Origin of the sequence: Psychrobacillus sp. FSL K6-4615 (genome assembly GCF_038008225.1) — a bacterium.
Lineage (GTDB): Bacteria > Bacillota > Bacilli > Bacillales_A > Planococcaceae > Psychrobacillus > Psychrobacillus psychrotolerans.
This window is the reverse complement of record NZ_JBBOYQ010000001.1, coordinates 1,212,310-1,231,094: the sequence shown is the minus strand read 5'-3', so window position 1 is coordinate 1,231,094 and position 18,785 is coordinate 1,212,310. Positions and strand designations below refer to the sequence as shown.

The 18,785-nt window shown below is 37.6% G+C and carries 17 protein-coding genes; 1 reads left to right on the top strand and 16 read right to left on the bottom strand.

Annotated elements, in window-relative coordinates:
• Window positions 1-94 precede the first annotated feature (94 nt).
• From recG to MKX53_RS05750, 5 genes are all read right to left on the bottom strand, one after another.
• Window positions 95-2,143 (bottom strand): ATP-dependent DNA helicase RecG, encoded by a 2,049-nt coding sequence (gene recG, locus MKX53_RS05770; protein WP_340913247.1) that lies wholly within the window; start codon window positions 2,141-2,143, stop codon window positions 95-97.
• Complete coding sequence (gene sdaAA / locus MKX53_RS05765) at window positions 2,133-3,032, bottom strand: L-serine ammonia-lyase, iron-sulfur-dependent, subunit alpha (protein WP_340909793.1); 900 nt, start codon at window positions 3,030-3,032, stop codon at window positions 2,133-2,135. Before sdaAA ends, recG begins: the two co-directional genes overlap by 11 nt.
• 12 nt (window positions 3,033-3,044) lie before the next feature.
• Window positions 3,045-3,707: an L-serine ammonia-lyase, iron-sulfur-dependent subunit beta gene (sdaAB, locus tag MKX53_RS05760; protein ID WP_340761901.1), complete on the bottom strand. Its 663-nt coding sequence runs from the start codon at window positions 3,705-3,707 to the stop codon at window positions 3,045-3,047.
• A 300-nt stretch (window positions 3,708-4,007) separates the two neighbouring features.
• Window positions 4,008-5,663 carry a DAK2 domain-containing protein gene (locus tag MKX53_RS05755; RefSeq protein ID WP_340909792.1) on the bottom strand — a complete coding sequence of 552 codons (1,656 nt, stop codon included), beginning with the start codon at window positions 5,661-5,663 and terminating at the stop codon, window positions 4,008-4,010.
• Window positions 5,664-5,679: 16 nt separating this feature from the next.
• Window positions 5,680-6,042 (bottom strand): Asp23/Gls24 family envelope stress response protein, encoded by a 363-nt coding sequence (locus MKX53_RS05750; protein ID WP_093535224.1) that lies wholly within the window; start codon window positions 6,040-6,042, stop codon window positions 5,680-5,682.
• Window positions 6,043-6,965: 923 nt separating this feature from the next.
• On the opposite strand from MKX53_RS05750, the gene rpmB reads away from it, so the two are divergent.
• Complete coding sequence (gene rpmB, locus MKX53_RS05745; RefSeq protein WP_090562690.1) at window positions 6,966-7,154, top strand: 50S ribosomal protein L28; 189 nt, start codon at window positions 6,966-6,968, stop codon at window positions 7,152-7,154.
• A 49-nt stretch (window positions 7,155-7,203) separates the two neighbouring features.
• On the opposite strand, the gene spoVM is transcribed toward rpmB, so the two are convergent.
• From spoVM to coaBC, 11 genes are read right to left on the bottom strand one after another with little or no spacing between them, the layout of a single operon-like run.
• Window positions 7,204-7,296, bottom strand: a complete 93-nt coding sequence (gene spoVM / locus MKX53_RS05740) for a stage V sporulation protein SpoVM (protein WP_093535226.1) — start codon at window positions 7,294-7,296, stop codon at window positions 7,204-7,206.
• Window positions 7,297-7,310: 14 nt separating this feature from the next.
• Window positions 7,311-7,967, bottom strand: a complete 657-nt coding sequence (locus MKX53_RS05735; RefSeq protein ID WP_340909788.1) for a thiamine diphosphokinase — start codon at window positions 7,965-7,967, stop codon at window positions 7,311-7,313.
• On the bottom strand, window positions 7,964-8,632 hold the full coding sequence (rpe, locus tag MKX53_RS05730) for a ribulose-phosphate 3-epimerase (protein ID WP_340909785.1): 669 nt from the start codon (window positions 8,630-8,632) through the stop codon (window positions 7,964-7,966). The genes MKX53_RS05735 and rpe overlap by 4 nt, the downstream gene beginning before the upstream one ends.
• Before the next feature lie 3 nt (window positions 8,633-8,635).
• Window positions 8,636-9,517 carry a ribosome small subunit-dependent GTPase A gene (rsgA, locus tag MKX53_RS05725; protein WP_340909783.1) on the bottom strand — a complete coding sequence of 294 codons (882 nt, stop codon included), beginning with the start codon at window positions 9,515-9,517 and terminating at the stop codon, window positions 8,636-8,638.
• 17 nt (window positions 9,518-9,534) lie between these two features.
• Window positions 9,535-11,532: a Stk1 family PASTA domain-containing Ser/Thr kinase gene (gene pknB, locus MKX53_RS05720; RefSeq protein ID WP_340761897.1), complete on the bottom strand. Its 1,998-nt coding sequence runs from the start codon at window positions 11,530-11,532 to the stop codon at window positions 9,535-9,537.
• A 2-nt stretch (window positions 11,533-11,534) separates the two neighbouring features.
• On the bottom strand, window positions 11,535-12,272 hold the full coding sequence (locus MKX53_RS05715; protein ID WP_093535236.1) for a Stp1/IreP family PP2C-type Ser/Thr phosphatase: 738 nt from the start codon (window positions 12,270-12,272) through the stop codon (window positions 11,535-11,537).
• Window positions 12,273-12,312: 40 nt separating this feature from the next.
• Complete coding sequence (rsmB, locus tag MKX53_RS05710; RefSeq protein WP_340768710.1) at window positions 12,313-13,665, bottom strand: 16S rRNA (cytosine(967)-C(5))-methyltransferase RsmB; 1,353 nt, start codon at window positions 13,663-13,665, stop codon at window positions 12,313-12,315.
• Complete coding sequence (gene fmt, locus MKX53_RS05705) at window positions 13,662-14,603, bottom strand: methionyl-tRNA formyltransferase (protein ID WP_340909781.1); 942 nt, start codon at window positions 14,601-14,603, stop codon at window positions 13,662-13,664. The genes rsmB and fmt overlap by 4 nt, the downstream gene beginning before the upstream one ends.
• The gene (def, locus tag MKX53_RS05700) at window positions 14,600-15,088 is read right to left on the bottom strand and encodes a peptide deformylase (protein WP_093535242.1); all 489 of its coding nucleotides are present in this window, start codon (window positions 15,086-15,088) and stop codon (window positions 14,600-14,602) included. Before def ends, fmt begins: the two co-directional genes overlap by 4 nt.
• A 23-nt stretch (window positions 15,089-15,111) precedes the next feature.
• The gene (priA, locus tag MKX53_RS05695; RefSeq protein WP_340909779.1) at window positions 15,112-17,523 is read right to left on the bottom strand and encodes a primosomal protein N'; all 2,412 of its coding nucleotides are present in this window, start codon (window positions 17,521-17,523) and stop codon (window positions 15,112-15,114) included.
• On the bottom strand, window positions 17,520-18,725 hold the full coding sequence (gene coaBC / locus MKX53_RS05690; protein ID WP_340909775.1) for a bifunctional phosphopantothenoylcysteine decarboxylase/phosphopantothenate--cysteine ligase CoaBC: 1,206 nt from the start codon (window positions 18,723-18,725) through the stop codon (window positions 17,520-17,522). Before coaBC ends, priA begins: the two co-directional genes overlap by 4 nt.
• Window positions 18,726-18,785 lie beyond the last annotated feature (60 nt).

Below are 18,785 nucleotides of genomic sequence, written 5' to 3'. Positions count from 1 at the left end.
CCTCACCACCATTTTAGCACTTGGTACTAATATCAGTATATAAATATTAAAAAAAGAATGCAAGAATAGATTCAAAATCCTTCTTACATTCTCTTTAATCAATTCGTTCTCCATCCATAGCTTTTGAATTTATCAGCATCTCGCGGAGTCCCGCCATTTCACTCGAATCCCAAAATTCTTTAGAGTCTAATAACCTCTCAGCATCCACTTTAGCAGTATTTAAAGCACGATAATCATGCACAAGATCTGCTACTTTAAATTCTGGAAGTCCACTTTGTTTTTTCCCAAAAAAGTCACCAGGCCCTCGAAGTTCTAAATCTTTTTCTGCTAGTATAAAGCCATCATTAGTCTCGGTCATGGAAACCATTCGCTCTTTTCCTTCTTCGGACTTTGGATCAGCTAACAATACACAAAATGATTGATGTTCACCTCGACCAACTCGACCTCGTAGTTGATGTAACTGAGCTAGACCAAAACGCTCTGCATCGAAAATTATCATAAATGTTGCATTCGGAACATTTACACCAACCTCTACAACTGTAGTGGAAACTAATACCTGGATAGCCCCTTCTGAGAAATCTCTCATTACTTGTTCTTTCTCATCCGAATGGAGTCTTCCGTGCATTAAACCAACTGTGGAGGTGGCCTTCAGTTCTTCTGTCATCATGTTATACACATCTACCGCATTTTGGACATCAAGCTTTTCAGACTCCTCGATTAAAGGACAAATTATATAAGCTTGTCTTCCGGTAGCCAGTTCACTTTTTAATCGAGCTATCAATTTATGTAGCTGATCAGGTTTCATCCAATGTGTTTCAATCTTCTTACGACCTGCAGGCATTTCATCGATAATGGAAACATCCATTTCCCCAAAAGCCGTAATAGCTAAAGTACGAGGAATAGGAGTCGCGGTCATAAAAAGAACATCTGGATTTTCCCCTTTGTCTTTTAGGACTCTCCGCTGCTCCACACCAAATCTATGCTGCTCATCGGTTATGACAAGCCCAAGCTTTTTAAATACAACATCTGGTTGAATTAATGCATGCGTCCCTATTAAAAGATCTATAGTCCCAGCTGCTAGATTTTCTAAGACTGCTCTTCTAGCTTTAGTTTTTGTTGAACCGGTCAGTAAAGCAATTCGGACACCTATAGGAGCTAACCATTCGTCAAGTGAACTAGCATGCTGCTCAGCTAAGATTTCCGTAGGAGCCATTAATGCCCCTTGATATCCCGCTGTAATTACGGCATATAAACTAATTGCGGCGACTATTGTTTTTCCAGACCCAACATCCCCCTGAAGTAAGCGATTCATACGATGAGGTTCCCGTAAGTCTCGACATATCTCATTAACGACTCTTTTTTGAGCATTTGTTAGTTCATATGGCAAAGTTTCGATTAGCTTCTTAACTAGATCATTATGAAAGGCAATCCCATTCCCTACATTTTGTTCTTTTCGAACCTTTTTAATTGCCTGCATTTTTAATTGAAAAACTAATAATTCCTCATACACAAAACGCCTTCTTGCATCTTTGGAATGTTCCGCATCTAGAGGGAAATGAATACCTTCTAAAGCATCTGATATACCTGGTAAACGGTATGGCACTCGAATAGAATCTGGTAGTGGATCTACTAAAGATCCCTTTAAATGATCCAGCGCTTGCCTCATGAACTTACGAAATGTTTTTTGATTGATCGAGCCTTTTAAAGAATATACCGGTTCAAAATCTTGTAAATCCGTTTTTGGTCCAATTGAAAAAGTAGAGACATTAATGACCTGTCTACCTCGATCCCATTTTCCCGATACGGTTACGATAGAACCTGGAATTATCTTATCTTTTAAATAGCCTTGGTTGAAAAATACAGCCTTTATTAAGTGTTGTCCTGCAAGTATTCGAACTTGCATTCTGGATTTGTTTTTCCCTAAAAAAAGAAGGGAAGGCTCACTTTCGACCCTTCCTTCTACTGTCACTCGTTCATTATGCGCAGTCTCTGCCAAATTTTTTAGTCGGAAATCCTCGTGTCTATAAGGGAATGTCATAACTAAATCCTCTAAAGTAACAATACCTAGGTCTTGCAAGGCGTTTGCTGTACTACTTCCCACTCCCTTTAGAGAAGCGACTAAATCATACTTATTAGTTTCCACTTCCAACTACTGCTCCACCAAAAATTTTAGCCTCTAACCATCTACCGGTAGGTGTTGCTGCAAGACCGCCTTGACCCGTTTCTTTTAAAGTAGAGGGCATCGATTGACCAATTCGATACATTGCATCTATTACTTCGTCACAAGGAATTCGACTAGTCACACCCGCTAGCGCCATATCTGCTGCCACTAATGAATTAGCGGCACCCATCGCATTTCTTTTCACACAAGGTACTTCTACTAATCCAGCTACTGGATCACAAACTAAGCCAAGCATGTTTTTTAATGTTATCGCAAAAGCTTCCGCACATTGAGCAGGAGATCCTCCCGCCATTTCTACGATTGCTGCTGCCGCCATTCCTGAAGCAGAACCAACTTCTGCCTGACAACCGCCCTCTGCTCCTGAAATAGAAGCATTATTCGCCACTATAAATCCAAAAGCACCAGATGTGAACAAGTACCGTATCATCTGTTCTCTAGTAGGGTTCAATTTGTTTTTTACTGCAAATAAAGTACCAGGAACTACTCCCGCCGAACCTGCTGTTGGCGTTGCACATATCGTTCCCATAGCAGCATTAACTTCGTTAGTTGCCACTGCTTTACTAACAGCATCTAACATAAGCCCTCCTGTAAGAGCATTGCCTTTTTTAAGATAGTTTTGTAGTAAAACTGCATCTCCACCAGTGAGACCCGAAGTAGATTGAACACCACGAAGGCCTTTTTCAACAGCCTCTTCCATAACCGTCAAATTACGATCCATTTGAGCCATTATATCTTCTCTAGAACGATCTGTAATCATTATTTCCTGTTCTATCATTATTTCAGAGATCAGTTTGTTTTCCCGGGTTGCTCGCTCTACTAATTCACGAACGTTACGAAATAGAACTTCCATTTGTATTCCCCCTTAATCGGCGATTCTTGTTACTTGCGTAATATTAGGCAAATCACTAATTTCATTTAATATTTGTTCATTCACATTTTGATCGATTTCAATAACCATCAATGCCATATTTCCTTTTTCCCGTCTCGAAACTTCCATATGTCCAATATTAATATCATATTTTGCCAAACAGTTTGACACACTTGCAATACACCCTGAACGATCCTCGTGAACTACTAAAATAGCCGCTAGTTCACCTGAAAGACGTAGTGGAAAACCATTCAACTCTGTAATTTCCGTTTTTCCGCCGCCAATAGAAATTCCGACCATAGACATTTCACGGCTTTCGTCACCAATGACGATCCGTGTAGTATTCGGATGCTCTGTGTGTGCGGTCTCTGGTATAAATTCATATGTTAAACCAGCTTGCTTCGCGTCCTCAAACGCCGTTTTAATACGTTCATCAAAAGTATCATAATCTAGCAAACCACCAACAATTGCTTTATCCGTTCCGTGACCTTTATATGTTTCTGCGAAAGACCCGTATAAATATATTTTAGCCCATGTAGGCTGTTTTCCAAATAAGTCCCTAGCTACTCGCCCTATACGAGCTGCCCCAGCAGTATGGGAGGAGGACGGACCTATCATAACTGGCCCGATAATATCAAAAACAGATTTAAATTTCACTGATTAAACCTCCACATGATGTTTTAGTACCCCCATTTTACACTCTAACCTCAAAATAAACAAAGTATTATATTTTATCTAGTAAACTTCGGCAATTAGATACGAGGATATATTTTCTAGTATATGTATTAGGATACGAACCAAACCATTCATGGCACAGGGTGAGCCAATCTAATATCCTTTATAAAATCTGGGTTCCAGACCTTAAATAGTCAATGTGGTCTTGTTTAATATTTTTCGCTCTAAATTATAAACATAAAAAAACCATGTAGAGAAGATTAGCTCTACATGGTTTCTAAATTATTCTACAGATAAGATATATGGGTAAAGTGGTTGTTTCCCATTATACACTTCTACTTCTATATCTTTATAATGTGCTTCAATAAAAGCTGCGAATTCGTTCGCATCCTCTGCACTTACATCTTCTCCATAAATGACCGTAACTATTTCGGACTCTTCATCCATTAATGACTTGATCAAGCTAGTAGTTACTTCTTTTAAGGAAGGTTTAGAAAGTACAATCTTACCTTCTGCAAGCGCCATGAAATCATCTTTTTTAATTTCGACTCCATCAATAGATGTATCTCGAACAGCAAATGTTACTTGTCCTGTTTTGACATGTGCATATGCTTCGGTCATATTGTTTTTATTTTCCTCGACAGTTGCTTGCGGGTTAAAGGCTAATATTGCAGCCATTCCTTGCGGGATTGTTTTGGTAGGAACTACAGCAGCTTCGATACCTAGTATTTCCGCAGCTTGCTCGGCAGCCATTACGATATTTTTGTTGTTAGGTAAGATCAATACGCGCTCTGCTCCAACCGCTTGTACAGCTTTGACAATATCTTCAGTAGATGGATTCATCGTTTGTCCACCTTCGATAACTGCTGATGCACCTAAGCTTTTTAATAGTTCAGAAACGCCAGTCCCCATCGCTACAGTAACAATTGCATATGGATGAACCTCTGTTTTTTTCGTTGCTGCTCCAGTGGAATATCCTTCTCCCACGATTTCTGTATGTTGCTGACGCATATTTTCAATTTTAATCTTGATAAGGTCACCATATTGTTGTCCATATGTTAAAACCTCACCTGGTGTTTCTGAATGAATATGAATTTTTGCAATTTCATCATCCGAAATAACTAGTAAAGAATCCCCATATTCACTTAAATCATTACGAAAAGCCGTTTCATCAAATGATTTTTTTCCTTCTTCAAAACGAACCATAAATTCTGTACAAAAGCCGAATTCAATATCAGCAGTATCCATAAATCCTTGAACATTCATATGATGTTCAGCGCTAACAAGATCATCCATTGAAGACCCTACCGTCTTACTCGGTAATGCTTCCCCTTTTAGACTCGCTAAAAATCCTTCATAAACAAACACTAGTCCTTGTCCACCGCTATCAACTACTCCAACTTCTTTTAGGACGGGTAGAAGATCAGGTGTTCTGTCCAATGATTTTTTTGCTTCATCCACTATCGCTTCCATTAGCTCACGAATGTCATCCACATCTTCGCTAACCTCTACAGCTTTTCGAGCAGAATCCTTTGCAACAGTTAAGATAGTACCTTCAACCGGCTTCATAACCGCTTTATATGCAGTTTCCACACCATAGTTAAGTGCATCAGCAAATTGTTTTGCATTTAATACATCTAACTGCTCGATTGATTTACCGAAGCCACGGAATAATTGAGATAAAATTACTCCTGAATTTCCACGAGCACCCATAAGTAACCCTTTAGAAAGCGCTTGAGCTGTTTTTCCAATATGCTCATGAGTATGGGCTGCTGTTTCTTTTGCCCCTGAAGTCATGGATAAATTCATATTAGTCCCTGTGTCACCATCTGGTACAGGAAATACATTTAATGCATCTACGTAATCAGCATTTTGGAAAAGATGATGTGCTCCCATCTGAACCATGTCTGCAAATTGGATACCATTGATTGATTTCATTATTTTCTCTCCTTATTTACACGTTTGCCACGCGAACTCCTTGAACATACACATTAACGGATTTCACTGACATACCAAGAGATTTGTTTAGTGTGTATTTGACTTTTGACTGTACTTGGTAGGCTATTTCTGAAATTTTCGTACCATAGCTAACTATAATATACATATCAATATGTAAATCTTCTTTTTCTTGTCTCACTAAAACACCTTTAGTGAAGTTTTCTTTTCTCAATATATCTGTTAATCCATCGCGAATTTGATGCTTTGAAGCCATACCAACTATTCCATAACATTCAATAGCGGCTCCTCCAGCAATTTGAGCAACTGTATCTTGTGATATATCAATTAGTCCGAATTCATTTTTCAATTCAATTGACATGATAAGACCTCCAAGTCTTTTTGACTATCTTTTATTGTACTACACCCATTAAAATTATAAAAGAGACGTTTACTTTCGTCCACTTTTTCAACAGTTTGGGAAAATGTGCTAGTTTTATACAGCCTGTTTTTATCACTTCTTAGTATAGGTAATTTTATAGCACTTGTCTGTCTTACACCCTACATTAACTCTTAGAAAAAGGTTAGTACATTTTCAGATAATTAGAGAAAAGATACCTTTCTATACATAGTGGAAGCTCTCGATGATATAATTTCGGGAGCTATAATACTTCTCTAGAAGGCAAACACTTACTTACTACTTCCTTTATTGCCACTCGTATAAAGTAAGTATGCATTCTTCAAATCATCAGGTAATAACATTTCTATTTCAAAAAGCGATTACAAATAACACTTTCTAAAATTTTACCAACCTTAACTTTTAAGCGATAAGCTTTGTTAAATCTTATAATATATTACTACATACTTATTGATTGTAGCGTAAGGTGGCGATTCCAGTGGTAACAGCGTTAGGCGAAGACCCCACAGCGAAGCGAGGAGGCTGAGGCAACGCCCACGGAAAGCGTCCGCCTGAAGTGGAAATCACAGCGGCACTATTATTTTTCTTAAACTAAGTCTTCCAGTGATTTTCGCTGCCTAACGGCGTCTTACGCTTTTTTATACTGGCTAGTTCCAGCGCCTAGCCCCTCGAGTCGCTTCAGGATTTCAGTAAAGGCAAAGGACGCCTTTTCTTGAAATCCCTCCAGCGCTTTTCGGGGCTTGCATAGGCGCTTACACATTTTTATACTGTAAAGGTTTTTTTCTTGATAAGTCTTGCACTTCATTAAGGTCTGTGGTAAATTATTAAAGTATGTGAAATATCGAACTGAAAAATCTTTCAGCTTCTTTTTTAAAGGAGGAAATATAATGCCAAAAGTATGTGCAATCACTGGGCGTAAAGCTCGTTCGGGTAATGCTCGTTCTCACGCAATGAACTCTACTAAACGTACATGGGGAGCTAACCTTCAAAAAGTACGCATTCTTGTAGACGGTAAACCAAAACGTGTATGGGTTTCTGCGAGAGCTTTAAAATCAGGAAAAATTGAGCGCGTTTAATCGCACTCATAATTAATGCCAGACCGACTTTCGTCGACCTGGCATTTTTTCATTTCTTCTTTTCTTCTTTTTTAAATAGCCGTATACAAACCTTCACAAAACTACTTACGGATTTAGGCAATCTAAATGTGTAGACCTTCACACAATTCCTCCCTTTTAGTCGCTACTTCTTATCATTAAACATATGCCCGCGGTAAAAGAGATAGTACCTGTTTGGTCTTTAAGTTCATTACTTGTAAATTTTGCATTCCCTACATCCATAAATTCCTTATTAACATTGTACAAAAATCCATGTAAAGTCATATTTTCTACCTGTTCTCCAAAAGAGAAAAAAGACACATATTTATAATGATCATCATAATTTATCTGATGTGTTCCTGCAGGTAAAAACTGTATAATATTTTGTTTGTTTTGGATGGAAAATATTATCGATGGATTTTTTAATTGCAAACGACAAATATCATGTAAAGCTGCCTCATAGTGATCTAACCGTCCGCCAGTTATTCCTGTTACGATTACTTCATTGGGTTTATAGTCTAAAGCAGTGAGGATCGCAATATGAGTATCCGTTTCATCCTTTTCAGATTGTAGTTCCGTAACTTTTTGTACTTTAGTCTTCATCAAATTTAGCTCTTCTGTTGTTAGGGAATCAAAATCACCGATTGCTTCATTTGGTAATATGCCCTCTTTCAACAACCACAATGCACCCCGGTCAGCACCTATAAAAATAGCTTCGTCTCGATGAAAAGGAAGTTGTTTAAAATCAACAACTTCCTTAGTTGGCCCACCTGAACAAACAACTACACGTTTCATTTTGGTACTACACTTAAACCGGCCGCTTTGATCGCTTGCAAAGCTTTTGCTTTATCTGGAGCATTATAAATGGCAGATCCTGCTACTAATATAGTAGCTCCAGCTTCGACACAAGGTTTAATCGTTTCTTCATTTATACCACCATCAATTTCAATCTCAATCGATAGATTTCGTTGTTTGATAATATCAGATAACTGCTTCACTTTAGGGACAACCGAGTGAATAAACTTCTGCCCACCAAATCCTGGGTTAACAGTCATGAAAAGAACTATATCTATATCTTCCAGTACGTGCTGGATTGTTTCTATTGGGGTATGTGGGTTCAGTACAACGCCCGGTTTAACACCGAATGAACGGATTAATTGGATAGTTCTATGCAAATGAGGACACGCTTCTACGTGAACTGTAATATAATCTGCTCCCGCTTTGGCGAATGACTCAATATACTGATCTGCGTTTTCAATCATTAAATGAACATCTAAAGGTAATTTTGTAAGTGGGCGAAGTGCCTCCACAACAATTGGTCCCATTGTAATATTGGGAACAAAATGACCATCCATTACATCGATATGAATTAGTTCTGCACCGGCTTTTTCTACTTCTAATACTTCTTCTCCAAGTTTAGAAAAGTTTGCTGCTAATATTGATGGAGCTATTTTCACCATAATTTAGTACCTCGGCTTTCTATCCATAATTTCTTCTAAGAATTGCAAGTAATGTTTGTAACGATATGCTTTAATCTCACCAGAATCTACAGCTTCTTTTACTGCACATTTCGGTTCCTTAACATGCATGCACTCTCTAAACTTACAATCATTTTGCTTAACTACAAACTCCGGGAAACACCGATAAAGTTCTTCTTTTTCCATCAAGTCAAACTCAAATGAGCTGAAACCTGGTGTATCAGCGAGCAGACCTCCGCAAACCTCGATAAGTTCCACGTGTCTAGTCGTATGTTTACCTCTCCCTAATGCATTAGAAATAACACCAGTTTTTAAATCTAAGGAAGGTAAAATAGTATTCAACAAAGTAGATTTACCCACACCAGATTGACCTGCCAAAACAGTTGTCTTTCCTTCCAATAGAGGAGTAATTTTCTGATCAAACGCTGAATCGTCTTTATATGTCATAAATAATTGATACCCTATTTTTTCGTAATCCTTCATATATTCCCTAATTTGAGTTTCTAATTTTTCATCCATTAGATCACTTTTCGTCAAACAAATAATCGGTTCGATATGAAAAGATTCTAATACTACTAGGAATCGATCGAGTAAGATTGTATTAAAGTCTGGTTCCTTAATGGAAAAAACCAATATCGCCTGATCGATATTTGCAATAGGTGGACGGACTAAATTGTTTTTTCTCTCATGGATAACTGTAATGGTCCCATCATTATTCCCTTCCACCGTATAGTCAACAAAGTCACCGACTAAAGGTGATTCTCCTCTGTTTCTAAATATACCTCGCCCGCGACACTGGATAACCTTTCCATTATCGTAAACATAATAAAATCCACTTAATGCTTTTCTTATTTGACCTGTTGGCATCCGAAACCTCCCTATTCTTAATCATCATACCCAATTGTTTCTTGCAAGATTGTTTTAGAGTTTACCTCAATTCGATATGCTGCTTTTTGACCTTCACTAATTTCTAATTTCAATTGTTTTACAACAGTTTCAGTAAGTTCAAATTCTTCGGCAGGCTCCAACATTGAACGTGTTTTGTCTTCAATGTATATCCGAACTACTTGCTTCTGAGCAACTGGTTCTTCTTTTATTTCCTCTTCCTCATCGCCCTCGCCTTCAACGGGTTCTTCTTTCTCTTCTTCGGCAGGTTGTTCATAAGGAATCGTAACTGTTTTCACGACGAATTTAGTAGGCTTGGCCTTTGGACCGTCAGAAATTGTTACGTTTATTGTACTTCCAGGATCTACTTTTGCATTTGGTTTCGGTGATTGTTCCATCACATTTCCTTTTGGAATGGAGTCCGAATTTTTTCTGTTTGCAACTTTAATCTTAAATCCAGATGATTTTTCATAATCACTTAAAGCTTTTTCATTCCAATCAGTCAAATCACTAACTGTGCGTAAATCTGGGCCTTTACTGACAGAAAATAGAAGATCTGTTTCATCTGGTATGACCTCTTCTCCTGCAGCAGGTGTTTGTTTTATTATAGTTCCTTTTGGCTGATCATCAAAGTCTTCACTTATCTCTATATTGAAATTTGGTAACAATGTAGTTACTTGATCTATATTCTTACCGATATAATTTTCAAGGACAAAAGATTCTTTTCCAGACGATATAAATAAATGAATTTCACTATTTTTTTCACGAAACTTACCGGCTTCCGGTGTGGTGCGAATAATTTTGTTTTCTTCCACTTCATCTGAAACTTCTAATGTTTCATCGCCAATTTTAAATCCTTCTGACTCTAATTGTTCAATCGCCTCTTCTAATTCTAGGTTAGAAACATCAGGAACTTCTACCTTTTCGGCTTTAAAGAGACCCGGAAATACGATGAAACTTAATAATATTAATAGGACTAGTCCACCTAATATCCCACCAAATATCTTCCTTTTTTTGTTCTTACTTTTTGGCTTCCCTGGTTTTGAAACTTTATCTGATGTGGACATTTTTTGGGTGTCCGCTATCTCATTAAATGGCACAGGCTCTTTAATAACAGGCAATACCTTCGTTGCATCATCATCAATAGCTACTGCAAATTTTGCTTCTTCTGCTCTTTCAGGTGATAGAGCAGTTGCTAAATCATCTGCCATTTCTTCTGCCGTAAGATATCTATCTTTTGGGTCTTTTGCTGTAGCCTTAAAGACGACATTTTCAATACTTTGTGGTATAGAGGGAATAATTTTCCGTATAGACGGTGTTTCAGTTTGTAAATGCTTTAAGGCGATTGATACTGCAGACTCCCCTGAAAATGGTAGTTGTCCAGTTAATAGCTCAAATAACACGATACCTAAAGCATAAATATCCGACTGTTTTGTGGCTGTGCCGCCTCGCGCTTGTTCAGGCGATAGATAATGCACTGTACCTAGAACAGAGTTCGTCTGTGTATAAGATGTGGCACTAAGTGCCATCGCAATACCGAAGTCAGTTACCTTTACATTTTCCTCTTCATCCAACAAAATGTTCTGTGGCTTTATATCACGATGAATAATATGATTATTATGCGCAGTAGAAATTGCTGAAGTAAGTTGCTTCATAAACAATACTGATTTTGTTGGTGAAACCGGTGCATTCTGCAATATGTATTCTTTTAATGTTTTACCCTTCACATACTCCATCACAATATAATGAATATCCTCATCTTCGCCTACATCATATATATTGACAATATGTGGATGTGTAAGGCTTGTTGCAGAAAGGGCCTCACGTTGGAATCTGCGGCGTAATTCTTCTTCATTTGCAAAATCATACCGTAATATTTTTATCGCTACGTCGCGATCCAAAATCATATCATGTGCCAAATATACATTGGACATGCCGCCTCCGCCAATCATTTCAAGTAATTTATATCTACCACTTATTCGTTTGCCTAACAGCATCCTTACACCTCCTCAGCATTGTTATATAATAGGATTAAAGAAATATTATCTTCTCCACCTAAACTATTTGCTTCTTCCACTAAATCTTGACCTTTTTCTTCCAGTGTCTTACTGGAATATAAAATGGACTGCATTAATGATTCACTTATCTTATTACTCAAACCGTCTGTACAAAAAAGTAAATAAGAGTTTGGTTGGAACTCGATATCGTAGAAATCTGGTTGAATTGTTCGTTCCGTACCAATGGCTTTCATGAGAACATTTTTGTTGGGATGGGTCTTCGCTTGTTCTTCACTTATTTCACCCGAATCGATGAGCACATTTACATATGAATGATCTCGTGTAATTTGAAGCACTTGCGCAGGAGATATTAAATAGACGCGACTATCCCCTACATGGGCAATAATCCCTTGGTGATTTTCAAACAAACCCGCGATTAACGTTGTACCCATACCTGCGCACTCTACGCTCATTTTAGAATGTCTCATGACTGTTTGGTTAATTGATTGAAATGTATAGGTTAACCAGTCTTTTGCTTTTACTATAAATGGATTGAATGCAGCAAAATACTTTTTAAATTCAGAAACAGCTAAGTCACTAGCTACGTCCCCAGCATTGTGCCCACCCATTCCATCAGCAACTACAGCCAGTAAACGACCGTCTTCTCGCCTAAAAACCTCTACTCTATCTTCATTTACCGTTCTTTTCATACCTACATCCGTTTTCACAACAAACTTCATCTTATCATTCACCTCTTTTGAATTTGGCAAAGAGTGTTCTCTATTTCTGTTTTTGGAATAGAGCTACGTAAAATCCATCACTGCGTAAATCTTGTGGGAAAATCTGAAGCGTTCCTTCTTTTTCCTGATTCTTTATACGTTTAATAACGTCTGGAAAATGCTGAAGTTTCATATCTGGATGTGCATCTAAAAATAGTTGTGTTGTACCTTCATTTTCCTCTAAATCCACTGTACAAGTACTATAGACCATTAACCCATCTGGTTTTAATAGTTTATATGCTTCTTCAAGCAAATTCATTTGAATTGGTTTAAGAGAAGCAAAATCTTTTTCCTGTTTAGTATATTTAATATCTGGCTTACGTTTCATAACGCCAAGTCCACTGCACGGTGCATCAACAAGTATTCGATCAAATGATTGTTCTGCAAAATTTTCACTAGCTTTTCTTCCGTCCATCTCCACTGTTTCAATGAAACTAAATCCTAAGCGTTCCGCATTTTCCTTCACTAGCTTTAATTTATGCTGATGAATATCCATTGCTACAAGTTTCCCTGTATTTTTCATTTTTTCAGCAATATGAGTAGTTTTCCCACCTGGTGCAGAACACATATCTAGAACGGTCATTCCAGGTTCTGGCTGAAGAACATAGGCTGGAATCATTGAACTTTCATCTTGAATGGTCACAAAGCCCTCTTGATAAGCAGTTGTTCTCGCTGCTTGTCCGTTGATCAGGTAAATGCATTCAGGAATGATTTCACTTTTAGCTACTACATGACCTTCTTGAGTCATTTGATGAATTACTTGATCAACGGTGCGTTTAAATAAGTTTACTCGCAAAGTAGTCACAGGTGGTTCATTGTTTTCTTTTAACATTTTTTCTGTTGTTTCAAAACCATATTGGGATATGAAACGCTTCACCATCCATAGAGGGTGGCTCGTTTCGATGGAAAGTCTCTCTTCTCTATCCTTAATATCTTCCGTTGAACGTACGCCTTCTCTTAAAATGGACCGTAATATACCGTTAACAGCTGAGGCAATCCCTTTATGTCCTCTTCTTTTCGCGATTTCTACTGCTTCGTTCACAGCAGCATGATCAGGAATTCGAGATAAATAATGAATTTGATATAAGGATAATCGGAGTAATTGCTTCACCCAGTCATCTAACTTACCTTTTATAAACGGTTGCAAATAATAGTCTAGTGTCATTTTATATTGAAGTGTGCCGTATGTTAGTTCCGTAAGCAAAGCGCGGTCTTTAGCGTCAATCGTATATTTTTCAATTGTTTGATGTAACAGTAAGTTACTATAGGCTTGTTGCTTTTCAACAGCCATTAATATAGTAAGGGCTGCATCTCGAACATTACCTGTCCAAATCTTTTCATTTTTTTTAGTCATTCAAAAGTATCTCCTATTCGCAATTTCGAACCTACACCGCGCAAATAATCTTCAGCGGACATTTTCTTCTTACCTGCTGGTTGTAACTCATTAATGCGAATTGCATCTGATTTGCCAGTTTGTACAACGAAATAATCTGACTCAATTTTTACAACAGTTCCAGGCTTTTCGTTTGTTTGAGTGTTTATAGTATCCGCTTTCCATATCTTCACTACTTGTCCTTCTAATGTTGTATATGCTACAGGCCACGGATGGAGCCCACGGACTTGATTGTGTAATTGTAGTGCTGAATTGTTCCAGTCCATTCTTTCTTGTTCACGAGAAATATTTTTAGCGAATGTCACTAGGCTGTCATCTTGTTTTGTCCGATTATTCTCTTTAGCGATAATCGAAGGCAATGTTTCTTTAAGTAGGTTAGAGCCCACTGCACTTAGTTTTTCAAATAATAGTCCGGTATCATCCGTATGTTCAATAGATATCTCACTTTGAGAGATGATATCTCCAGCGTCTAATTTCTCTTCCATATACATTATAGTGACACCAGTTTGGCTTTGGCCATCAATAATCGCTTGATGAATTGGAGCTCCTCCACGGTATGCAGGAAGCAACGAGGCATGAACATTAATGCATCCAAGTTCAGGAACGTCTAACAATTCTTTCGGAAGAATCTGACCAAAAGCGGCGGTGATGATCAAATCTGGTTTTAGTGCAATAATTTGCTCTAGCTCTTCGGAACCCTTTAGTTTGTTTGGTTGAATGACAGGTAAGCCAAGTTTAATAGCTTCTTCTTTTACAGGTGGAGCCGTTAGCACTTTCTTCCGCCCTACTGGTCGATCTGGTTGAGTCACGACAGCCTTAACTTTATAGCCTTCTTCTACTAACATTCTCAAGATAGGAGCAGAGAATGCTGGGGTACCCATGAAGATAATAGAAGTCATACTTCTTCCACCTCATTTTCAATTTCATCTAATTCAACGTAACGAACAACCTTAGTCGTAAATAAAACACCGTGCAAATGGTCAATTTCATGTAAAATGGCTCTTGCCTCATAATCTTCTGCTTGTAATTCATATAAAGCTCCTGTTCGATCTTGAGCTTCTACTTTCACAAAAAATGGACGTTCTACTTCTCCATAAATGTCGGGAAAACTAAGACATCCTTCCACTTCTATTTCTGAACCTCCGACTTCCACTATCTCAGGATTAATCATTTCGATAATATCTTGTCCTTCACCTAAGTCGACAATAGCTGCCTGGATCGTCTCTCCAACTTGTGGTGCAGCTATGCCAATTCCATCTGAAGCAACCATCGTGTCATACATATCGTCTAAAAGTTTCGCTAGTTTATTGTCAAACTTGGTAACTTCTTCACATTTCTTTAATAATACATCATTGGGATGTGTAATGATTGAACGTACTGCCATTTCTTTTCCTCTTTTCAAACACCTTATAAAATAGTGGATGGATCTAAATCAATCGTTAAAATGATTCCTTTTTTTATCCACTCTGTTCGGTATATTTTTATTAACTGTTGAATTTTTTCAACTAGTATTGGTTCTTTTTTGTATTTTATCAAACATTGGTAACGATATCTATTTTGTATCTTACTAATAGCGCTAGATGTTGGTCCTATGACCATCGTAGTAGAGGACAGATTCTCTCGTAACCATTCAGTCGCTAATTTTGCATATTCCGATGCTAACATAACATTTTCATGTGTTACTTGAACAAGTGTTAAATAGTAGAAAGGTGGATATTCAAACTGTTTTCGTACTAGCATTTCTTTATGATAGAACGGTTCATACAACTGTGACTTTGAATATTCAATGGCATAGTGCTCTGGGGTATAAGTTTGAATGTAGACCTGTCCCTCTTTATCGTGTCGACCAGCTCGACCACTAACTTGTGTCATCAGCTGAAATGTTTTTTCAGCGGCTCTAAAATCGGCTAAATGCAGAGTGGTATCCGCGTTTAACACTCCAACCAGTGTTATATTAGGGAAATCAAGCCCTTTAGCAATCATCTGGGTACCGAGCAAAATATCTGCTTCTCCATCTCCGAATTGTTTTAAGATCCGTTCATGAGAACCCTTTGTCCTAGTCGTATCTACATCCATCCGTAGAACTCTTGCATAAGGAAATAACTTAGTGATTTCCTCTTCTACTTTTTGAGTTCCCGTTCCGAAAAATCGTATATGCTCACTTTGACATTCTGGACATTGCTTCGGTACAGGTTCTTCATGTCCGCAATAATGACATTTCAGTTGCTCACCTTCTCGATGATAAGTTAACGAAATATCACAATTATCGCATTCAACTACAGTTCCACAATCTCTACAAAGTACGAATGATGAAAATCCTCTTTTGTTTAAAAATAATACGATTTGTTCTTTTTTCTCTAGCTTTTCTCTTACAGCATCAGCAAGATCTACACTGAACATGGAACGATTACCATTTTTCAACTCTGCACGCATATCTACAATATTCACGACTGGTAAGGGCTGTTCTTTTGCACGCATTTGTAATGTTAACAAACTGTATACACCCTTGGAAGCTCGTGCATATGATTCAAGTGAAGGTGTTGCACTTCCTAAAATAACGGGACATTGATGAAAATTACTTCTCCATATAGCAACATCTCTTGCATGGTATCTTGGTGTATCTTCTTGTTTATATGTAGATTCATGCTCCTCGTCGAGAATTATCAAACCTAAATTTTTAAAAGGTGCAAAAATGGCAGATCTAGCTCCTACAACAACCTTAACTTCCCCACGCCAAATTTTTCGCCATTCATCAAATTTTTCTCCGACAGATAGCCCACTATGCATAACAGCTACTTGATCGTCAAAACGTAATTTAAATCTTCTAGTCATTTGGGGGGTCAATGATATTTCAGGTACAAGCATAATTGCCTGTTTGCCTTCATTGATTGACTTTTCAATAGCATTCAAATAAATTTCCGTTTTCCCGCTACCCGTAATGCCATGTAACAGAAAAGTAGTATGTTCATTATTATCCTGTGCATTGTTAATTTTAGAAAGAGCTTCCTGTTGTTCGTCTGTCAATTTAAATCTATTATCCCGATCGTTATACTCTAGGCTGTTTATTTCACGGTATATTTCTTTGTTTTTTGTTTCTAAGATACCTTTGTCTATTAAAGCTTTAACCGTATGATTATTTGTTTGCGTATAATCTTTAAGTTCTAGCATTGTATACGAGGGTTGCTTCTTAAGTAAAAGCCATTCAATAAGTTCTTTTTGTTTGATTGCATTTTTTGGTAGCGTATTTAGTTGTGATAGAACTAATTCCTCATCCTGTACCATACGATACTTGGTAATTGTTTTTACCTTACCTTGTTGCTTAATGACAGTATCTAACTGAAACTTCCCTTGTTCCAGATATTTTTTCATCTGTTTTAGCATGCCGGCTTTTTCAAAAATTTCGTATGATATAGACTCTTTTGATCCAAACAGAGCTAATGTTTCTATATCTATACCATCATGTTCTACTAATCGAATTTCTTTTTTATATGAAGCACGAAGAGCGGCAGGTAACATCACTTGAAGTGCATCTATTTCATAACAGAGTGTTTTTTGTGTCATCCACTTGGAAAGCTGTAATAATTCATCGGTTATAACAGGCTCCACATCGATTATTGAGATAATCGCTTTTAGCTTGGACAGATCTAAATCAGATTTTTCTTTAATATTCGTTATAAACCCCTGTACTTTTCTATTTCCAAAGGGTACATGCACTCGACTTCCACGCTCTATCACTGTCTCTAATTTATCAGGAACTATATAGTCAAAAGGGCGATCAATAGGATAAGCTGATACATCTACGATAACTTCTACTATCATTTGGCATCATCTTTCTCCAATTGAATAATAGTTTGCAGTAATTGTAGAGCGAGCACTTTTTTAGTTTGATGTCCAAAATACTGTTCTATATTTTTACCTACTAACGTAACAGCATTCGTATCTGTTCCAAATCCAGATCCTTCCTCCGTCACGTCATTAGCAATAATATAATCTGCATTTTTCTTATCTAACTTGCTTTTAGCATAGTGGATCACATCATTGGTTTCTGCTGCAAAACCTATTAATAATTGGTCTTTTTTTCGTTTCCCTAACTCCAAAAGAATGTCAGTAGTTCTTTCTAATACAATTACAGACTCCCCTGGTTGTTTTTTCATCTTTTGCAAATGAACTTCCTTTGGTTTGTAATCTGCCACAGCAGCAGTTTTGACAACCATTGTTGCTGTATCAAAATGAAGTAAAACGGCATCTAACATTTCTTTGGCACTTTCTACAGAAACAAGTGTTACATTTGGTGGTGGACTTAAACTGACAGGGCCTGATATCAAAATTGTTTCAGCTCCTAGTCTAGCTGCTGCTTCCGCCATAGCGTAACCCATTTTCCCACTAGAAAAGTTAGTTAAAAAACGAACAGGATCTATTCTCTCTCTTGTTGGTCCGGCTGTGACTACAACTTTTTTTCCTTTTAAAGGTAGTTCTTTCGGGACAAAATATCCCTCCACCAACTGTACAATCTTCTCTGGTTCCTCTAAACGACCTTTCCCAACATATCCACATGCTAAAAAACCTTCAGAAGGCTCTATAAAATGAAATCCATCTTTTGAAAGTTGGGCAATATTGCGAATAACCGCAGCATTATCATACATATGTACGTTCATCGCAGGTGCTATCCATACATCAGCAGTAGTCGCTAATAAAGTTGTAGTGACCATATCATCTGCAATACCATTTGCTAACTTACCAATCACATTAGCTGTTGCTGGTGCTACAATTACCAGGTCAGCCCAGTCTGCTAAATCTATATGTGCAATTACACTAGAATCCTTTTCATCAAATGTGTCAAAATACACATCATTCCTAGACATTGCTTGGAAGCTTAACGGCTGCACAAATTCCATTGCTGATTTTGTCATCATTACTTTTACATTTGCGCCTGCTTGAGTCAATTTACTAACCAGCGCAACTGCTTTGTATACAGCAATTCCACCAGTAACACAGATAAGAATTTTTTTAGAAGTTAACATTATGAATTCTCTCCTCTAAACAACAACCTCCCAAAGAAACGTACATTCTTTGGGAGGTCA

Bases quoted from the DNA above. Each gene is read 5' to 3' on its own strand.
- coaBC (WP_340909775.1), bottom strand. From the start codon at position 18,725: ATGTTAACTTCTAAAAAAATTCTTATCTGTGTTACTGGTGGAATTGCT.
- priA (WP_340909779.1), bottom strand. From the start codon at position 17,523: ATGATAGTAGAAGTTATCGTAGATGTATCAGCTTATCCTATTGATCGC.
- MKX53_RS05715 (WP_093535236.1), bottom strand. From the start codon at position 12,272: ATGAAGTTTGTTGTGAAAACGGATGTAGGTATGAAAAGAACGGTAAAT.
- rsmB (WP_340768710.1), bottom strand. From the start codon at position 13,665: ATGACTAAAAAAAATGAAAAGATTTGGACAGGTAATGTTCGAGATGCA.
- MKX53_RS05750 (WP_093535224.1), bottom strand. From the start codon at position 6,042: ATGTCAATTGAATTGAAAAATGAATTCGGACTAATTGATATATCACAA.
- sdaAA (WP_340909793.1), bottom strand. From the start codon at position 3,032: ATGGAAGTTCTATTTCGTAACGTTCGTGAATTAGTAGAGCGAGCAACC.
- pknB (WP_340761897.1), bottom strand. From the start codon at position 11,532: ATGCTGTTAGGCAAACGAATAAGTGGTAGATATAAATTACTTGAAATG.
- MKX53_RS05735 (WP_340909788.1), bottom strand. From the start codon at position 7,967: ATGAAACGTGTAGTTGTTTGTTCAGGTGGGCCAACTAAGGAAGTTGTT.
- rsgA (WP_340909783.1), bottom strand. From the start codon at position 9,517: ATGCCAACAGGTCAAATAAGAAAAGCATTAAGTGGATTTTATTATGTT.
- rpmB (WP_090562690.1), top strand. From the start codon at position 6,966: ATGCCAAAAGTATGTGCAATCACTGGGCGTAAAGCTCGTTCGGGTAAT.
- MKX53_RS05755 (WP_340909792.1), bottom strand. From the start codon at position 5,663: ATGAAATCAATCAATGGTATCCAATTTGCAGACATGGTTCAGATGGGA.
- fmt (WP_340909781.1), bottom strand. From the start codon at position 14,603: ATGACTTCTATTATCTTCATGGGTACCCCAGCATTCTCTGCTCCTATC.
- def (WP_093535242.1), bottom strand. From the start codon at position 15,088: ATGGCAGTACGTTCAATCATTACACATCCCAATGATGTATTATTAAAG.
- rpe (WP_340909785.1), bottom strand. From the start codon at position 8,632: ATGGTGAAAATAGCTCCATCAATATTAGCAGCAAACTTTTCTAAACTT.